18 protein-coding genes are annotated in these 15,786 nt (G+C 66.2%); 12 read left to right on the plus strand and 6 right to left on the minus strand.

What is annotated here, in order from left to right; translation table 11 throughout:
* Positions 1-40: 40 nt before the first annotated feature.
* Complete coding sequence (locus tag CON76_RS03050; RefSeq protein ID WP_101101896.1) at positions 41-493, plus strand: BLUF domain-containing protein; 453 nt, start codon at positions 41-43, stop codon at positions 491-493.
* 76 nt (positions 494-569) lie between these two features.
* Here CON76_RS03050 and CON76_RS03055 read toward each other — a convergent pair whose 3' ends face one another.
* The gene (locus CON76_RS03055; RefSeq protein ID WP_101101897.1) at positions 570-1,151 is read right to left on the minus strand and encodes a superoxide dismutase; all 582 of its coding nucleotides are present in this window, start codon (positions 1,149-1,151) and stop codon (positions 570-572) included.
* A 170-nt stretch (positions 1,152-1,321) separates the two neighbouring features.
* On the opposite strand from CON76_RS03055, the gene CON76_RS03060 reads away from it, so the two are divergent.
* The 7 genes from CON76_RS03060 (at position 1,322) to adk (ending at position 7,677) form a co-directional block, all read left to right on the plus strand.
* Positions 1,322-1,984 carry a MotA/TolQ/ExbB proton channel family protein gene (locus CON76_RS03060; protein ID WP_101101898.1) on the plus strand — a complete coding sequence of 221 codons (663 nt, stop codon included), beginning with the start codon at positions 1,322-1,324 and terminating at the stop codon, positions 1,982-1,984.
* Positions 1,981-2,403 carry an ExbD/TolR family protein gene (locus tag CON76_RS03065; protein ID WP_101101899.1) on the plus strand — a complete coding sequence of 141 codons (423 nt, stop codon included), beginning with the start codon at positions 1,981-1,983 and terminating at the stop codon, positions 2,401-2,403. Before CON76_RS03060 ends, CON76_RS03065 begins: the two co-directional genes overlap by 4 nt.
* 8 nt (positions 2,404-2,411) lie before the next feature.
* A complete protein-coding gene (gene lpxK, locus CON76_RS03070) occupies positions 2,412-3,521 on the plus strand; it encodes a tetraacyldisaccharide 4'-kinase (RefSeq protein ID WP_240592741.1) in 1,110 nt (369 codons plus the stop codon).
* Positions 3,502-3,714, plus strand: coding sequence for a Trm112 family protein (locus CON76_RS03075; protein ID WP_101101900.1), 213 nt, complete (start codon positions 3,502-3,504; stop codon positions 3,712-3,714). Before lpxK ends, CON76_RS03075 begins: the two co-directional genes overlap by 20 nt.
* Positions 3,711-4,511 carry a 3-deoxy-manno-octulosonate cytidylyltransferase gene (gene kdsB, locus CON76_RS03080; RefSeq protein WP_101101901.1) on the plus strand — a complete coding sequence of 267 codons (801 nt, stop codon included), beginning with the start codon at positions 3,711-3,713 and terminating at the stop codon, positions 4,509-4,511. Before CON76_RS03075 ends, kdsB begins: the two co-directional genes overlap by 4 nt.
* Positions 4,512-4,559: 48 nt before the next feature.
* On the plus strand, positions 4,560-6,791 hold the full coding sequence (locus tag CON76_RS03085) for an NADP-dependent isocitrate dehydrogenase (protein ID WP_101101902.1): 2,232 nt from the start codon (positions 4,560-4,562) through the stop codon (positions 6,789-6,791).
* A 229-nt stretch (positions 6,792-7,020) separates the two neighbouring features.
* Positions 7,021-7,677: an adenylate kinase gene (gene adk, locus CON76_RS03090; RefSeq protein WP_101101903.1), complete on the plus strand. Its 657-nt coding sequence runs from the start codon at positions 7,021-7,023 to the stop codon at positions 7,675-7,677.
* An 84-nt stretch (positions 7,678-7,761) separates the two neighbouring features.
* Here the strand turns inward: adk and CON76_RS03095 are convergent, their stop codons facing one another.
* Entirely contained in the window at positions 7,762-8,814 is a 1,053-nt protein-coding gene (locus CON76_RS03095) for an asparaginase (RefSeq protein ID WP_101101904.1), read from the minus strand.
* A 171-nt stretch (positions 8,815-8,985) separates the two neighbouring features.
* On the opposite strand from CON76_RS03095, the gene fabG reads away from it, so the two are divergent.
* The 3 genes from fabG to CON76_RS03110 are packed head-to-tail and all read left to right on the plus strand — an operon-like array spanning position 8,986 to position 10,973.
* Complete coding sequence (fabG, locus tag CON76_RS03100; protein ID WP_101101905.1) at positions 8,986-9,729, plus strand: 3-oxoacyl-ACP reductase FabG; 744 nt, start codon at positions 8,986-8,988, stop codon at positions 9,727-9,729.
* Positions 9,730-9,768: 39 nt separating this feature from the next.
* Entirely contained in the window at positions 9,769-10,380 is a 612-nt protein-coding gene (locus CON76_RS03105; RefSeq protein ID WP_101101906.1) for a chromate transporter, read from the plus strand.
* On the plus strand, positions 10,377-10,973 hold the full coding sequence (locus CON76_RS03110; RefSeq protein WP_101101907.1) for a chromate transporter: 597 nt from the start codon (positions 10,377-10,379) through the stop codon (positions 10,971-10,973). The genes CON76_RS03105 and CON76_RS03110 overlap by 4 nt, the downstream gene beginning before the upstream one ends.
* Before the next feature lie 18 nt (positions 10,974-10,991).
* Here the strand turns inward: CON76_RS03110 and rlmB are convergent, their stop codons facing one another.
* Positions 10,992-11,741, minus strand: a complete 750-nt coding sequence (gene rlmB / locus CON76_RS03115) for a 23S rRNA (guanosine(2251)-2'-O)-methyltransferase RlmB (RefSeq protein ID WP_101101908.1) — start codon at positions 11,739-11,741, stop codon at positions 10,992-10,994.
* Between the two features lie 18 nt (positions 11,742-11,759).
* Entirely contained in the window at positions 11,760-12,449 is a 690-nt protein-coding gene (locus tag CON76_RS03120; RefSeq protein ID WP_101101909.1) for an ABC transporter ATP-binding protein, read from the minus strand.
* A gap of 45 nt (positions 12,450-12,494) precedes the next feature.
* Between CON76_RS03120 and CON76_RS03125 the strand changes: the two genes are divergently transcribed.
* A complete protein-coding gene (locus CON76_RS03125; protein ID WP_101101910.1) occupies positions 12,495-13,139 on the plus strand; it encodes an arylesterase in 645 nt (214 codons plus the stop codon).
* Here the strand turns inward: CON76_RS03125 and CON76_RS03130 are convergent.
* Both CON76_RS03130 and CON76_RS03135 read right to left on the minus strand, forming a co-directional pair.
* The gene (locus CON76_RS03130; RefSeq protein ID WP_240592742.1) at positions 13,128-14,342 is read right to left on the minus strand and encodes a PLP-dependent transferase; all 1,215 of its coding nucleotides are present in this window, start codon (positions 14,340-14,342) and stop codon (positions 13,128-13,130) included. The two genes, CON76_RS03125 and CON76_RS03130, sit on opposite strands and share 12 nt — an antisense overlap.
* Before the next feature lie 38 nt (positions 14,343-14,380).
* Positions 14,381-15,769: an adenylosuccinate synthase gene (locus CON76_RS03135; protein WP_101101911.1), complete on the minus strand. Its 1,389-nt coding sequence runs from the start codon at positions 15,767-15,769 to the stop codon at positions 14,381-14,383.
* Between the last annotated feature and the right edge of the window lie 17 nt (positions 15,770-15,786).

The following is a 15,786-nucleotide window of genomic DNA, read 5'->3' on the forward strand; positions in this document are numbered from 1 at the left end:
AGACAACAGGCCGTCCCGGCCCGATCGCTCGAACCTCGGGCTGAACCCCGAGGCTTGCCGCTCAGTCTGGGTCAGCACGGCAGCCCACCCCATGTCAAGCCAGGAGCTGGACGGCATCGTGCAGCACTCCAAGGACTTCAACCCCTCGGTGGGCGTGACGGGCATGCTGCTGTACCACGACGGCAACTTCTTCCAGTACCTCGAAGGCCCGGCCCGGGGGCTGGAGGTGGTGATGGAACGCGTGCGCCGGTCGCGCCGCCACCACAGCCTGTACATCCACTTCAAGGGCGCCATCGAGCGGCGCCACTTTGGCGACTGGAGCATGGACGTGGCCGACTTGTCCAAGCCGCGCACGCTCAAGAACGCCGAACAGCTGCGCCGGCTGGAGCAGGCCTGGCACAACGGCGACACCACCTGCGTGGCGGTGCGGCTGCTGCTCAACTTTGCCGAGCACATGACCGGCATCGGGCACTGGGGCCAGCGGCCGGCGTAAAAAAAGCCCGGATCGGTGCAGATCCGGGCTGTGAACGCCAGCGCCAGCCCAGCAACGGGCCAGCAGGTTAGCCTGTTCAGGCGAAGTTGGCTTCGGCAAACTTCCAGTTCACCAGCTTGTCCAGGAAGGTGGCCACAAAGTCGGGGCGGCGGTTGCGGTAGTCGATGTAGTAGGCGTGTTCCCACACGTCCACGGTCAGCAGCGCCTTGTCGTCGGTGGTCAGCGGGGTGCCGGCGGCGCCGGTGTTGACGATATCGACCGAGCCATCGGCCTTCTTCACCAGCCAGGTCCAGCCCGAACCGAAGTTGCCCACGGCGCTCTTGACGAACGCTTCCTTGAACGCGGCGTAGCTGCCGAACTTGGCGTTGATGGCCGCAGCCAGCGCGCCGGTGGGCTCGCCGCCGCCGTTGGGGGCCATGCAGTTCCAGAAGAAGGTGTGGTTCCAGATCTGGGCGGCGTTGTTGTAGATGCCACCGCTGGACTTCTTGACGATGGACTCCAGGTCCATCGCTTCAAACTCGGTACCCTTTTGCAGGTTGTTCAGGTTGACCACGTAGGCGTTGTGGTGCTTGCCATGGTGGAACTCCAGCGTTTCACGGCTGTAGTGGGGTTCCAGCGCATCAATCGCGTAAGGCAGTGCGGGCAGGGTGTGTTCCATGTGAAAAATTCCTGTAAGGCGTTGGACAGTTGAAAGATTGGCGGGGCCAACCTGGCGCCATTGTAAAAACAACCCGGCGCCCTTGTGTGGCACGGGACTCTGGGCACGGCTGGGCCATAATCGGCGGCTGTTTTGTTTGCACGCGGCAGTGCGCCGCCCGGAGACCCAAGTTGCTGTCCATCCTACAAGCCGCTGGCTGGCCGATCTGGCCGCTGATCATCTGCTCCATTGTGGGTCTGGCCCTGGTGATTGAACGCTTGGTCAGCCTCAAGAGCGCGCGCATCGTGCCGCCCCGGCTGCTCGACGAGGCGATCGCGGCCTCGCGCACCGCCGTGCCAGCACCGGATGTGGTGGCCAAGCTGGAGCGCAACTCGGTGCTGGGCGCGGTGCTGGCCAGCGGCTTCAAGGCGCTGCACGCCAACCCCCACGCCAGCCCCGAGGCGCTGCACACCGAACTGGAGTCGGCTGGCAAGCTGGCCGCCGCGCAGCTGCAACGCTACCTGGGCGCGCTGGCCACCATCGCCTCGGCGGCGCCGCTGCTGGGCCTGCTGGGCACCGTCATCGGCATGATCGAGATCTTTGGCGCGCAGACCAGCCCCGGCGGCGTGGCCGGGGGCGACCCGGCGCAGCTGGCGCACGGCATCTCGGTGGCGCTGTACAACACCGCGTTCGGCCTGATCGTGGCGATTCCGGCGCTGATGTGCTGGCGCTACCTGCGCGCCCGCACCGACGGCTACCTGCTGCAGCTGGAGGTGGCGGCGGAACGCTTCGCCCAGCACCTGCTGACGCTGCGCCGCGCCGAGCCCAAACCCAGCCGCCCCGCTGCGCCATGAACTTCCGCCACCGCGACCGCGACGAGCCCGAGATCAACCTGATCCCGTTCATCGACATCCTGCTGGTGGTGCTGATCTTTCTGGTGCTCACCACCACCTACCAGCGTTTCAAGGAGCTGCAGATCACCCTGCCCGCCGCCAACGCCGAAGCACCGCAGCCCAAACCGCAAGAAATTGTGGTGGCGGTGGCGCACGATGGCCGCTACGCCATCAACGGGCAGGTGCTGGAAGTGGCCTCGGTGGAAGCCCTCGTGCGGCTGCTGCGCGAAGCCGCCAGCGCCAGCACCGCGTCACCGGTGGTGGTCATCAACGCCGACGCCGCCGCCACGCACCAGTCCGTCATCAACGTGATGGACGCCGCCCGGCGCAGCGGCCTGAGCCAGATCACCTTTGCCACCACCGCCGCCACCGCGCCCTGAGCCACCCCGTGTCAGCCGCCCGCTCCACACTGGCCAGCCACCTGCTGCGTGCGTGGCAAACGCGCGGCCCCACCGCCTGGGCCTTGCGCCCGCTGGCGGCACTGTACGGCGCGCTGCTGCGGCTGCGGCGCTGGCGCTACCAGTGCGGCCACCTGCGCAGCGTCAAATTGCCGGTACCGGTGCTGGTGGTGGGCAATGTGGTGGTGGGCGGCACCGGCAAGACGCCCACCGTGGCCGCGCTGGTGCAACACTTGCAAGCGCGCGGCTGGCGCCCCGGCATCGTCTCGCGCGGCTATGGCGCCTCGGGCGCGGGGGATGCGGTACACGCGGTCTCGCTGGCGCAGCCCCAGCCCCACGACGGCGACGAGCCCCGGCTGCTGGCGCGTCTGACCGGTGTGCCGGTGTGGGTGGGCCGCAATCGCGTGGCCGCCGCCAGCGCCCTGCTGCAGCGGCACCCCGAGATCAACCTCATCGTCAGCGACGACGGCATGCAGCACTGGCCGCTGGCGCGCGACCTGACGATCGTGGTGTTTGACGAACGCGGCGCCGGCAACGGCTGGCTGCTGCCCGCCGGGCTGCTGCGCGAACCCTGGCCTACCCCGCCGTTTGGCGATAGCACCATGCTGGTGCTGCGCAACCTGCGCCACAACGCCACCCACCCTGGGGTAGCGCCGTTGTACAGCCCTTACCCAGTGTTTGTGGCGTGGCGCCAGCTGGCCGACCACGCCATCGACCGCCACGGCAGCCGCCAGCCACTGCAACACTGGGCGCCCCCGCCAGGCAGCAGTGCGCCACCTGCGCTGGCTGCGCTGGCCGGTATCGCGCAACCCGAAGTGTTCTTTGACATGCTGCGCGCGCAAGGGCTGGTGCTGCAACACACCATGGCCCTGCCCGACCACGCCAGCGATGCCGAACTGCTGTCGGCCCTGACCGCCGGCTGCACCTGGCTGTGTACCGAAAAAGACGCGGTCAAACTGTTTCCCTTGCTGGCGCAGCGGCCCGGTGCCCCAGAGGTCTGGGCCGTGCCGCTGCAACAAAATCCCGAACCCGGCTTCTTTGCGGCGGTGGATGCGTGCCTGGAAAAGTTATCATCCGCGCATGGACGCCAAACTACTTGAATTGCTGGTCTGCCCGGTCACCAAAGGCCCCCTGATCTACCAGCGCGAGACCCAGGAGCTGGTATCGCGCAGTGCGCGCCTGGCCTACCCGGTGCGCGACGGCATCCCCATCATGCTCGAGAACGAGGCCCGCACCCTCACCGACGACGAGCTGGCCCGCCTGCCCACCCCCAGCCCGCTCGCCGCCGCATGACCACCCCGACCACACCCGCCTTTTCAGTGCTGATTCCGGCCCGCCTGGCCTCCACCCGCTTGCCCAACAAGCCGCTGGCCGACTTGGCTGGGGTGCCAATGGTGGTGCGCGTGGCACAGCGTGCGCTGCAAAGCGGCGCGCAGCACTGCGTGGTGGCCGCCGACGACGCCGCCATCGTGGCAGCCTGCGAGGCCGCCCAGGTGCCCGCACTGCTGACCCGCAGCGACCACGCCTCCGGCAGCGACCGCCTGGCCGAGGCCTGCAACCTGCTGGGCTGGCCCGACGACGCCATCGTCGTCAACGTGCAGGGCGACGAGCCGCTGATGGAACCCGGCCTGATCGCCGCCGTGGCCCGCGAGCTGCACACCCACCCCGATTGTGTGATGAGCACCGCCGCCCACGCCATCCACGACGTGGCCGACTTCCACAACCCCAACGTGGTCAAGGTCGTGTGTAACCAGGCCGGGCAGGCGCTGTACTTCAGCCGCGCGCCCATCCCGTGGTGGCGCGACGGCCAATCGGCCACCACCCCAGCAGGCACACCGGCGCCCGCGCTGCCGCACAGCCCGGCGGCGCTGCGCCACATCGGCATCTACGCCTACCGCGTCGGCTTCTTGAAGCAATTTCCGCAACTGCAGGCCGCTGCGGTCGAGCAGTGCGAATCGCTGGAGCAACTGCGCGTGCTGTGGCACGGGCACCGCATCGCGGTTCACCTTGCCGCACAGGCACCCGCTGCGGGCGTGGACACGCCCGAAGACCTGGCCCGGGTGCGGGCACTGCTGCACAGTGGGCGATAATCCGGGCACCGTTTTTCCCTTGAGCAACCACCTTAAAAGAGGACAACCATGGCTTCAGAGACTTCCCAGATCATCTACACCCTGACCGACGAAGCGCCGCGTCTGGCAACGGCAGCCTTCCTGCCCATCATCCGCACCTTCGCCAAGCCGGCGGGCATCGATTTCGTCGAGGCCGACATCTCTGTGGCCGGTCGCATCCTGGGCGAGTTCCCCGAATTCCTGCGCGAAGACCAGCGCGTGCCCAACACCCTGGCCGAGCTGGGCAAGAAGACCCTGCAGCCCGATGCCAACATCATCAAGCTGCCCAACATCTCCGCCTCGGTGGGCCAGCTCAAGGCCGCCATCCAGGAGCTGCAAGCCAAGGGCTACGCCATCCCCGACTTCCCGGAACAGCCCAAGACCGACGAGGAAAAAGCCATCCGCGCGCGTTACAACAAGTGCACCGGCTCGGCCGTGAACCCCGTGCTGCGCGAGGGGAACTCCGACCGCCGCGCGCCCAAGGCCGTCAAGGAATACGCGCGCAAGAACCCGCACAGCATGGCCGAATGGAGCCAGGCCTCGCGCTCGCACGTGTCGCACATGCACCACGGCGACTTCTACCACGGCGAAAAGTCCATGACCCTGGACCGCGCCCGCGACGTGAAGATGGAACTCATCACCAAGAGCGGCAAGACCATTGTGCTCAAGGAAAAGGTGTCGCTGCTCGACCGCGAAGTCATCGACAGCATGTTCATGAGCAAGAAGGCGCTGGTCGCGTTCTACGAAAAAGAGATCGAGGACGCGCACAAGACCGGCGTCATGTTCTCGCTGCACGTCAAGGCCACCATGATGAAGGTCTCGCACCCGATCGTGTTCGGCCACTGCGTCAAGATCTTCTACAAGCAGGCGTTCGAGAAGCACGCCAAGCTGTTTGAGGAACTGGGCGTCAACGTCAACAACGGCATGGTCGACCTGTACAACAAGATCGCCACCCTGCCGCAAAGCCAGCAAGACGAAATCAAGCGCGACCTGCACGCCTGCCACGAAGGCCGCCCCGAACTGGCCATGGTGGACTCGGCCAAGGGCATCACCAACTTCCATTCGCCCAACGACATCATCGTCGATGCCTCCATGCCCGCCATGATCCGCAATGGCGGCAAGATGTGGGGCGCCGATGGCCGCCTCAAGGACGTCAAGGCCGTGATGCCCGAATCGACCTTTGCCCGCATCTACCAGGAGATGATCAACTTCTGCAAGTGGCACGGCGCCTTCGACCCCAAGACCATGGGCACCGTGCCCAACGTCGGCCTGATGGCCCAGCAGGCCGAGGAATACGGCTCGCACGACAAGACCTTCGAGATCCCCGAAGACGGCGTGGCCAACATCACCGACATCGCCACCGGCGAGGTGCTGCTGAGCCAGAACGTGGAGCAAGGCGACATCTGGCGCATGTGCCAGGTCAAGGATGCCGCCATCCGCGACTGGGTCAAGCTGGCCGTCAACCGCGCGCGCAACTCGGGCATGCCCGTGGTGTTCTGGCTCGACGCCTACCGCCCGCACGAGGCCCAGCTCATCACCAAGGTCAAAATGTACCTGCACGAGCATGACACCAGCGGTCTGGACATCCAGATCATGAGCCAGGTGCGTGCGATGCGCTACACGCTGGAGCGCGTGATCCGTGGCCAGGACACCATAAGCGCCACCGGCAACATCCTGCGCGACTACCTGACCGACCTGTTCCCGATCATGGAACTGGGCACCTCGGCCAAGATGCTGTCCATCGTGCCGCTGATGGCCGGCGGCGGCATGTACGAGACCGGTGCCGGCGGCTCGGCGCCCAAGCACGTGCAACAGCTGGTGGAAGAAAACCACCTGCGCTGGGACTCGCTGGGTGAATTCCTGGCGCTGGCCGTGTCGCTGGAAGACCTGGGGCTCAAGGAGCACAACGCCCAGGCCAAGCTGCTGTCCAAGACGCTGGACGCGGCCACCGGCAAGCTGCTGGACAACAACAAGAACCCCAGCCCCAAGACCGGCCAGCTCGACAACCGTGGCAGCCAGTTCTACCTGGCCCTGTACTGGGCGCAAGAGCTGGCCGCACAGACCGAGGACGCCGCCCTAGCGGCCAAGTTTGCGCCGCTGGCCCAGACCCTGGCCGAGAACGAGGCCAAGATCGTGGACGAACTGAACTCGGTGCAAGGCCACGCGGTGGACATCGGTGGCTACTACCTGCCCGATGCGCAAAAGCTTGAAGCCGTGATGCGCCCCAGCGCCACCTTCAACGCTGCACTGGCCAGCCTGTAAGCTGCGCACCTCACCCTGGACCCGCCGCTTGACGCAAGCCACGGGGCCGGGGCTTTCCAGCAAGACAAACCCGGTTGGCTGCGCTGTGCTCGCCTGTCGGCGGCTGTAAGGCTGCGTCAGGTTGGGCCGTGCTATTCTCTCCAGTTGCTGTTTTTTACCCTCGGGGTGCCGCGACTGGGTGCGGTGATTCTGCACGCCGCTGGCCACCATCACAACAAAAAGGAACACCATGCGATTGATTCTGTTGGGCGCACCCGGCGCCGGCAAAGGCACCCAGGCCAACTTCATCTGCCAGAAGTACGGCATCCCGCAAATCTCCACCGGCGACATGCTGCGCGCCGCCGTCAAGGCCGGCACCCCGCTGGGCCTGGAGGCCAAGAAGGTGATGGATGCGGGCGGCCTGGTCAGCGACGAGCTGATCATCAACCTGGTCAAGGACCGCATCGCCCAGCCCGACTGCGCCAACGGCTTCCTGTTCGACGGCTTCCCGCGCACCATTCCGCAAGCCGACGCCATGAAGGCCGCCGGCGTCAAGCTGGACTACGTGCTGGAGATCGATGTGCCATTCGACGCCATCATCGAGCGCATGAGCGGCCGCCGCTCGCACCCGGCCTCGGGCCGCACCTACCACGTCAAGTTCAACCCGCCCAAGGTGGAAGGCGTGGACGACGTGACCGGCGAGCCGCTGGTGCAGCGCGATGACGACAAGGAAGAAACCGTGAAGAAGCGCCTGGACGTGTACAGCGCCCAGACCCGTCCGCTGGTCGATTACTACAGCAACTGGGCCCAGGCCGACGCCGCCGCCGCGCCCAAGTACCGTGCCATCAGCGGCACCGGTACGGTGGAAGAGATCACCGCGCGCGCCTTTGCTGCGCTGGCCGAATAATCCAGCCCCAAAAGCCCGACGGCCACCCCTGCCCTGTGCGGCGGTGGTGGCCGTTTTTTCATGGGGCCAAGCCTGAACCTCGGCTCAACCAGCCACTTTGGCAGCACCCAGCGCGTCGCCGTGCAGCAGCGCCAGCTGCAGAGCCAGCCGCGCCTGTGCCAGCGGCAATGCGATGGCGGGTATGCCGTCCTGCTCTGGTGCATCGCCCGGGACTACCCGCCCTTCGGCGCAGCGCGTAGTGCGCCACACCACCACACCTTGGGCCTGCGCCTGCCGCAGCGCCGCCAGCACATCCTGGTGCAAGGTGCCATTGCCGGTACCGGCCACCACCAGCCCGCGCAACGGCGCCACGCCGGGGCCAGCGTACGCCAGCAAGGCCCGCACCAGCGCACCGTCAGCACCCGCGTGGCTGACAATCGTTTCCACACGGTGCCAGCCTTCAGCGGCGAGCAGGCGCGGCAGCAGCTCGTCGTGCTGGTGTTGCGGACTGGGCCAAGGATTGCCGTTGAATCCTGCCACCTCTGCGGCAGCGGGCCAGGCGCGCCACAACGTCAGGCGGCCCTGCTCCACCTGCCCCAGCGGGCCTGCATCGCCGGAGCTGAAGGCGTCCAGCCGGTACGGGTGGATCTTCTGCACCGCATCGGCGCGGTGGGCGCGCCCGGCGCACACCACCACCACGCCGCGCGCGCCGGGGTGGGCGGCCACCAGCAGCGCATCGGCCAGGTTCTGCGGCCCATCGGGCGCCAGCGCCGTGGCCGGACGCATGGCGCACGTCAGCACCACCGGCTTGGCCGGGCACAGCACCCGTTGCAGCAGGTAGGCGGTTTCCTCCAGCGTGTCGGTGCCGTGCGTCACCACCAGCCCGGCCACGTCGGGGCGTTGCAAGTGGTGCTGCACGCGCGCCAGCAAGGGCCTCCACACCGCAGGCCCCATGTCCTTGCTGTCGATCTGGGCCACCTGCTCGTGCTCCACATGGTGGCCTGTAGGCACCGGAATGCCGTGCAGCAGCGCCTGCACGCCAATCTGGCCAGCGGTGTAGCCGGTGTGGTCGTCGCGGCACTGGGCACGCCCGGCAATGGTGCCACCGGTGCCCAGCACCACCACGGTGGTGGCCACTGCCGCCTGTCTGTTGTCCATGTTTTCACTCCTTTGTTGCTGCCCCAATGCAGGCCACGGCCATGATGCCGCGCCACCCAGTGCAGGGCCACCCAGTGCAGGGCCACAAAAAACCCGGCGCTTGAGGCTATCATGTGACGGGTGGCCGCTTCGTGGTCGCTGTGTTCCCATTTACCCAACAGGATTCCTGCAATGAAACGTCTCGAAGGCAAAGTCAGTCTGATCACCGGCGCCGCACAGGGCATTGGCGAGGCCACCGCACTCAAGTTCGCCCGCGAAGGCGCGATTGTGGTGGTGTGCGATGTGCAACAGGCCGGCATCGACAAGGTGGTGGCGCAGTGCGAGGCCGCTGGCGCACAGGCCGTCGGTTACGTCATGGACGTGACCGACCGCGAGCAGGTGGAAAGCGTGGTGGCACAGGTCAAGGAACGCTTTGGCCGCATAGATGCGCTGATCAACAACGCCGGCATCACGCAAGACGCGCGCCTGCAAAAGATGACACTGGCCCAATTTGACCGCGTGATCGACGTGAACCTGCGCGGTGTGTTCCACTGCGCGCAAACAGTGGCCGACGTGATGGTGGCCCAAGGTTCGGGGTCTATCGTCAACGCCTCCAGCGTGGTAGGCATTTACGGCAACTTTGGCCAGACCAACTACGCCGCCACCAAATTTGGCGTGATTGGCTTTACCAAGACCTGGAGCCGCGAACTCGGGGCCAAAGGCGTGCGCGTCAACGCGGTGGCTCCCGGCTTCATCACCACCCCGATGGTCAAGGCCATGCCCGAAAACGTGCTGCAAAGCATGGAAGCCAAGGTGCCGCTCAAACGCTTGGGCGAACCGGAAGAAATTGCCAATGTGTACGCCTTTCTGGCCAGCGATGAAGCCAGCTACATCAACGGTGCCGTGATCAGCGTCGATGGTGGCATGACCATCTGAGCCGTTGACATTGCCCTGAGCCGCTGACACACCGCCACCATGCCGCCCGCCTCGCCTCCAGCGCCAGCCCACAGCGCACCGCAACAACCACGCTCGCGCGCCGATCTGTTCTGGTCGTTCAGCTGGCTGGCCTTGCAAGGCTTTGGCGGCGTGCTGGCGGTGGTGCAACGCGAAGTGGTGGAGCGCAAGCAATGGCTCACGCGCGAGCAGTTCATCGAGGAATGGGCCGTGGCCCAGATCCTGCCCGGCCCCAACGTCATCAACCTGGCGCTGATGCTGGGGGGCCGCCACTTTGGCCTGTCGGGTGCGCTGGCGGCGCTGGCCGGGATGCTGTGTTTTCCGCTGCTGGTGATTCTGGTGCTGGCGGTGGCCTTTGCCAGCGTGGCCGACCACCCCGTCGCGCTGGGGGCGTTGCGTGGCATGGGTGCGGTGGCGGCGGGCCTGATTGCAGCCACCGGTCTCAAACTGGTACCGGCCCTGCGCCAAAATGTGATGGGCCACACCGCCTGCTGGATGCTGGGCACACTGATGTTTGTGGGCATTGCCTGGTTGCGCTGGCCGCTGGCGTGGGTGCTGCTGGGGCTGGGTGTGCTGGCCTTTGCGTGGGCCTGGCGCTGTCTGGGCCGCGTAGCCCCCACCCAACAACCATGAACCTGACGCTGCACGCTACCGATTGGTGGCAACTGTGTTTGCATTTTTTGTCGCTGTCGCTGCTGGCGGTGGGTGGGGCCATCACCACCTCACCGGACATGCACCGCTACCTTGTCACGCAACAAAGTTGGCTCACCGACGCGCAATTCACGGCCTCGATTGCATTGGCGCAAGCTGCGCCCGGCCCCAACATCCTGTTTGTGGGCCTGATGGGCTGGCACATCGGCATCAACGCGGGTGGCGGCCACGCTGCGGGCGCAACGGCATGGCCACTGGGGCTGCTGGGCCTGTTGCTGAGTCTGGTGGCGATTCTGCTGCCATCGTCGGTGCTGACCTACACCGCCACACAATGGGCGCACCGGCACCGCGAACAACGCGGTGTCAAAGCTTTCAAGCAAGGGTTGGCCCCTCTGGTGGTGGCACTGCTGCTGGCCACGGGCTGGGTGTTGAGCAGCGCCCACGCCCACCCGGCCACCGACTGGCCGCTGTGGTTGCTGACCGCCGTGGCGACGCTGCTGGTCTGGCAAACCAAGTTGCACCTGCTGTGGCTGCTGGGCGCAGGCGCATTGCTGGGGGCATTCGGGCTGGTGTAGGCCAGCCCGCACCGGTCGTCAGCTGCGCTGGCGCAACGCCTCGTACAAGCACACCCCACTGGCCACCGACACGTTGAGGCTTTCCACTGCGCCGTGCATCGGAATGCTCACCAGCTCATCGCACGTCTTGCGCGTCAGCTGACGCATGCCCGGCCCTTCGGCCCCCAGCACCAGCGCCACCGGGCCTTTCAAGTCGACCTGGTAGATGGTCTTGGGCGCATCGCCACTGGTGCCAATGATCCAGATGTTGCGCTCTTTCAGCTCGTTGAGCGTGCGCGCCAGATTCGTGACCATGAAGTACGGCACCGTCTCGGCGGCACCGCTGGCCACCTTGGCCACGGTGGCGTTCAGGCCAGCGGCGTGGTCCTTGGGCGCAATCACGGCATGGGCACCGGCCCCGTCGGCCACGCGCAAGCACGCGCCCAGGTTGTGCGGATCGGTCACGCCATCGAGCACCAGCAGCAGCGGCGGATCCACGTCGTCGGCGTGTTCCATCTGCTCCAGCAAATCGTCGAGCGAACGGGCCTGCGCCACCGGTTGCACCAGCGCCGCCACGCCCTGGTGGCCGTGGCTGCCCGCGAGTTTGGCCAGACGCAAGCCGTCGGCCTCGATCAGGCGCACGCCCGCCTCGTTGGCGCGGTCGATGAACTGGCGCATGCGCGCGTCGCGGCGGCTGGCGTCAAAATACACTTCCAGAACGGAAGCCGGTGCGGTCTTGAGGCGCACACCCACGGCGTGAAAGCCGAACAATACTTTGGGGGAAGACATGCCCCGATTATCGGGCCATCACGCCGCGCTGGCGCCCAATTCGTGCGCCTGGCCCGCTTCGATGTGGATGCGGCGCTCGCAGCGGTCGGCAATGGCGCGGTCGTGCGTCACCAGCACCAGCGTGGTGCCCTGCTCGCGGTTGAGGTCGAACATCAGCTCCATGATGCGCTCGCCGGTGGCAAAGTCCAGGCTGCCGGTGGGCTCATCGGCCAGCAGCACCGCCGGATGCACCACAAACGCCCGCGCCAGCGCCACGCGCTGCTGCTCACCGCCCGAGAGCAGCTTGGGGTAATGCCGCAGGCGCGCCCCCAACCCGACACGCTCCAGCATCTGCGTGGCGGCTTGGCGGGCATCGCGCCGCCCGGCCAGCTCCAAGGGCAGCATCACGTTTTCCAGCGCGGTCAGGTTGCCCAGCAACTGAAAGCTCTGGAACACGAAGCCCACTTTCTGCGCCCGCAATGCGGCGCGCTGGTCTTCGTTCAGGGCGAACAAATCGGTGCCATCCAGGTGAACTGTGCCGCTGCTGGGGGTATCCAACCCGGCCAGCAAGGTCAGCAGCGTGCTCTTGCCCGAACCGGACGCGCCCACAATGGCCACCGTCTGGCCCCGCTGCAAGGTAAAGTTGACATTGCGCAAAATGTCGAGCGTGCCTGTGGCATCGCGCACCGACTTGCACACCCGCTGCACCGCCAGAATGGCATTGGACATAAAAGAAAGGCTTTCAAGTTGAACCGACGACACTGTACCGCGCTCATGGCTGGCCTATGGCTGCTGGGGTCTTGTGGCGTGCCACTGGCACAGGCACAGACCCGCACGGCCGACGCCAACGCACCCACCCTGCTGGTGCTGGGCGATTCGCTCAGCGCCGAATACGGTTTGCGGCGTGGCAGTGGCTGGGTGGCGTTGCTGGAACGCAAGCTGGCGACGGAAAAGTCGCCGGTGCAAGTGGTCAACGCCAGCGTCAGCGGCGACACCACCTCGGGCGGGCGCTCGCGGCTGCCGGGTCTGCTGCAAGAGCATCGCCCTGCCGTGGTGGTGATCGAACTGGGCGGCAACGATGCCCTGCGTGGCCTGTCGCTGGACTTGACCCGCGACAACCTTAGCGCAATAGCACAACGAGCCCGCGCCAGCGGGGCCAAGGTGCTGCTGTTGGGCATGCAGATGCCACCCAACTACGGCGCGCGCTACGGCAAGGACTTTGCGCAACTGTTCGCGGATGTGGCCAAAGCCGAGCGCACCGCGCTGGTGCCGTTTTTCCTCAAAGGTGTGGTTGATGGCCTGCTGCCACTGGCCCTGTTCCAGCCCGACCGCATCCACCCGAACGAGAAGGCCCAGCCGATCATGCTGGACAACGTGTGGCCCGCGCTGCGACCGCTGCTGCCCCGCTCAGGCCGCTGAAAGCACCGCAAGTGCCTGCTTCAGATCGGCTTGCAAATCGGTCACCGCTTCCAGCCCCACCGCAAAACGCACGGGGCCGTGGGCGTGGGGCCAATCGCGGCCACGCATGTCGGCACGGTCGTAGGGCATGCACAGGCTCATCGGGCCCGCCCAGCTGTAACCCAGACGGAACAGGCGCAAATTGTCGCAGAAAGCGTCAATGCGTTCAGCCGGAATGGCATCGTCAAACACCACGGTGAACAGGCAAGCCGCTCCTTGGGCATCGCGCCGCCAAGTGGCGTGACCGGGTGTACCGGGAAGTGCCGGGTGCAGCACGCGCGCCACACCGGGCTGTTGCTGCATCCACTGCGCCAGTTGGCGCGTGCTGGCATCTTGGGCACGGTAACGCAGTTGCAACGATGGCAAGCCACGCAACACCAGTTCCGCATCGTTGCCCGACACACCCAGACCCAACCGCATGTGGGTCATCAACAACGCGTGGTGCAAACGTTCGTCGCGCGTGACCACCGAACCCATCAACACGTCGGCACCGCCGCTGGGGTATTTGGTCAAGGCCTGCATCACCACATCGGCACCCAGGTCAAAACCGCAGAAGGCCACCCCGGCCCCCCAAGTGTTGTCCAACACCGTTACCGTGGGGCGGAGCTGGGCTTCGGTAGAGGCACAACGGGCGTTGTGGGCTTGCACCTGCGCCACCAGCGCGGGTACATCGGGAAATTCCAGGGTGATGGAACCAGCCGCCTCCAACCACACCAACCGAGTCTGCGGTGTGAGTTGCATGGCCAGATCGTCCGGGCGCATCGGGTCGTACGTCCGGTGGCGTATGCCCCAGTGCGCCAGCTCCACCGCCGCAAAAGCCAGGTTGGGGCCGTAGGCGTTGTGCGGGATCAACACCTCATCACCCGCGCGCAAAAAGGCCATATCGACCAGCGCAACCGCGGCCAACCCGCTGGGGGCCAGCACGCAATGGTGCCCACCTTCCAGCGTAGCGATGCGCTCTTCCAGCGTAAAGGTGGTGGGCGTGCCGTGCAAGCCGTAGGTATAGGCCGATTTGTCTTGCCAGCGGCGCTGGCGTACCGCCGCCACGTTCGGGAACAACACCGTGGAGGCTTTGAACACCCCCACCGGCACCGCGTCAAACTCTGCCGGGGCGCGGTATGGGTGGTGTACCAGCTGGGTCGGCAGGGCGGTATCGGTCGTCACACGCCGCTCCTTTCAGTGGTTGGCCCCGGCAACGCGCCTTACGCGGCGTAGGGGTGGTGCAGCAGGATGGTGTGATCGCGGTCGGGGCTGGTGGACACCACGTGCACCGGCACGCCCGTGACTTCCTCGATGCGCTTGAGGTAGGCCTGCGCGTTGGCGGGCAGGTTCTCGTAACGGGTCACGCCCACCGACGATTCGCTCCAACCGGGCAGGGTTTCGTAGATCGGCTCGCAGCGCGCGATTTCATCGGCCCCCATCGGCAGGATGTCGATGGTTTCACCGTCCAGCTGGTAACCCACGCACAGCTTGAGTTCGCTCAGGCCGTCCAACACGTCCAGCTTGGTGATGCACAGACCGCTCAGGCCATTGACCTGGGCCGAACGCTTGAGCAGTGCGGCATCGAACCAGCCACAGCGGCGCGAGCGACCGGTGGTGACGCCTTTTTCTGCGCCCACAGTGCTCATGTGGTAACCCGGCGTGCCTTCCTTTTCCCAGTCCAGCTCGGTCGGGAACGGGCCACCGCCCACGCGGGTGCAGTAGGCCTTGGTGATGCCCAGCACATAGTGCAACAAACCGGGGCCCACGCCAGCGCCCGCAGCGGCGTTGCCCGCCACGCAGTTGCTGGAGGTCACGAACGGGTAGGTGCCGTGGTCGATGTCGAGCAGCGTGCCCTGCGCGCCTTCAAACAGCAGGTTGACGCCAGCCTTGTGCGCCTCGTTCAGTTCACGCGACACGTCGGCCAGCATCGGCAGTAGCTCCACCGCCTGCTGCATGGCCTGGTTGTAGACGGCGTCGAACTGGACTTCGCCGTTGCTGATGAAGGGCGCCAGCGTGGCGTCCCAGGCCATGTCGCGCGAGCCCAGGTAGGTGGTCAGCACGTGGTTGTGCAACGCCAGCAGCTCGCGCAGCTTGGTGGCAAAACGCTCGGGGTATTTCAGATCCTGCACGCGCAGCGCACGGCGGGCGATCTTGTCCTCGTAGGACGGGCCAATGCCACGGCCCGTGGTGCCGATTTTTTCGGTGCCGGCCTTGGTCTTGGCGGCTTCACGGGCGATGTCGATCGCGGCGTGGAACGGCAGGATCAGCGGGCAGGCCTCGCTCACGCGCAGGCGCGAACGCACTTCCACGCCCACTTTTTCCAGGCCGGCAATTTCCTCCAGCAACTTGGTCACGGACAGCACCACACCGTTGCCGATGTAGCACTTGACGCCCGCGCGCATGATGCCGCTCGGAATCAAGTGCAGCGCGGTTTTCACACCGTTGATGACCAGGGTATGGCCCGCGTTGTGGCCGCCTTGAAAGCGCACCACGCCGCGCGCGGTTTCGGTCAGCCAATCGACCAGCTTGCCCTTGCCTTCGTCACCCCATTGGGTGCCCACGACCACGACGTTGCGCCCAGGTTGGGCGGTGAAAGTGTTTTCGCTCATGTTGTAGTACCGTTCGC

This window comes from Macromonas bipunctata, assembly GCF_002837135.1.
Taxonomy (GTDB): Bacteria; Pseudomonadota; Gammaproteobacteria; order Burkholderiales; family Burkholderiaceae_C; genus Macromonas_A; species Macromonas_A bipunctata.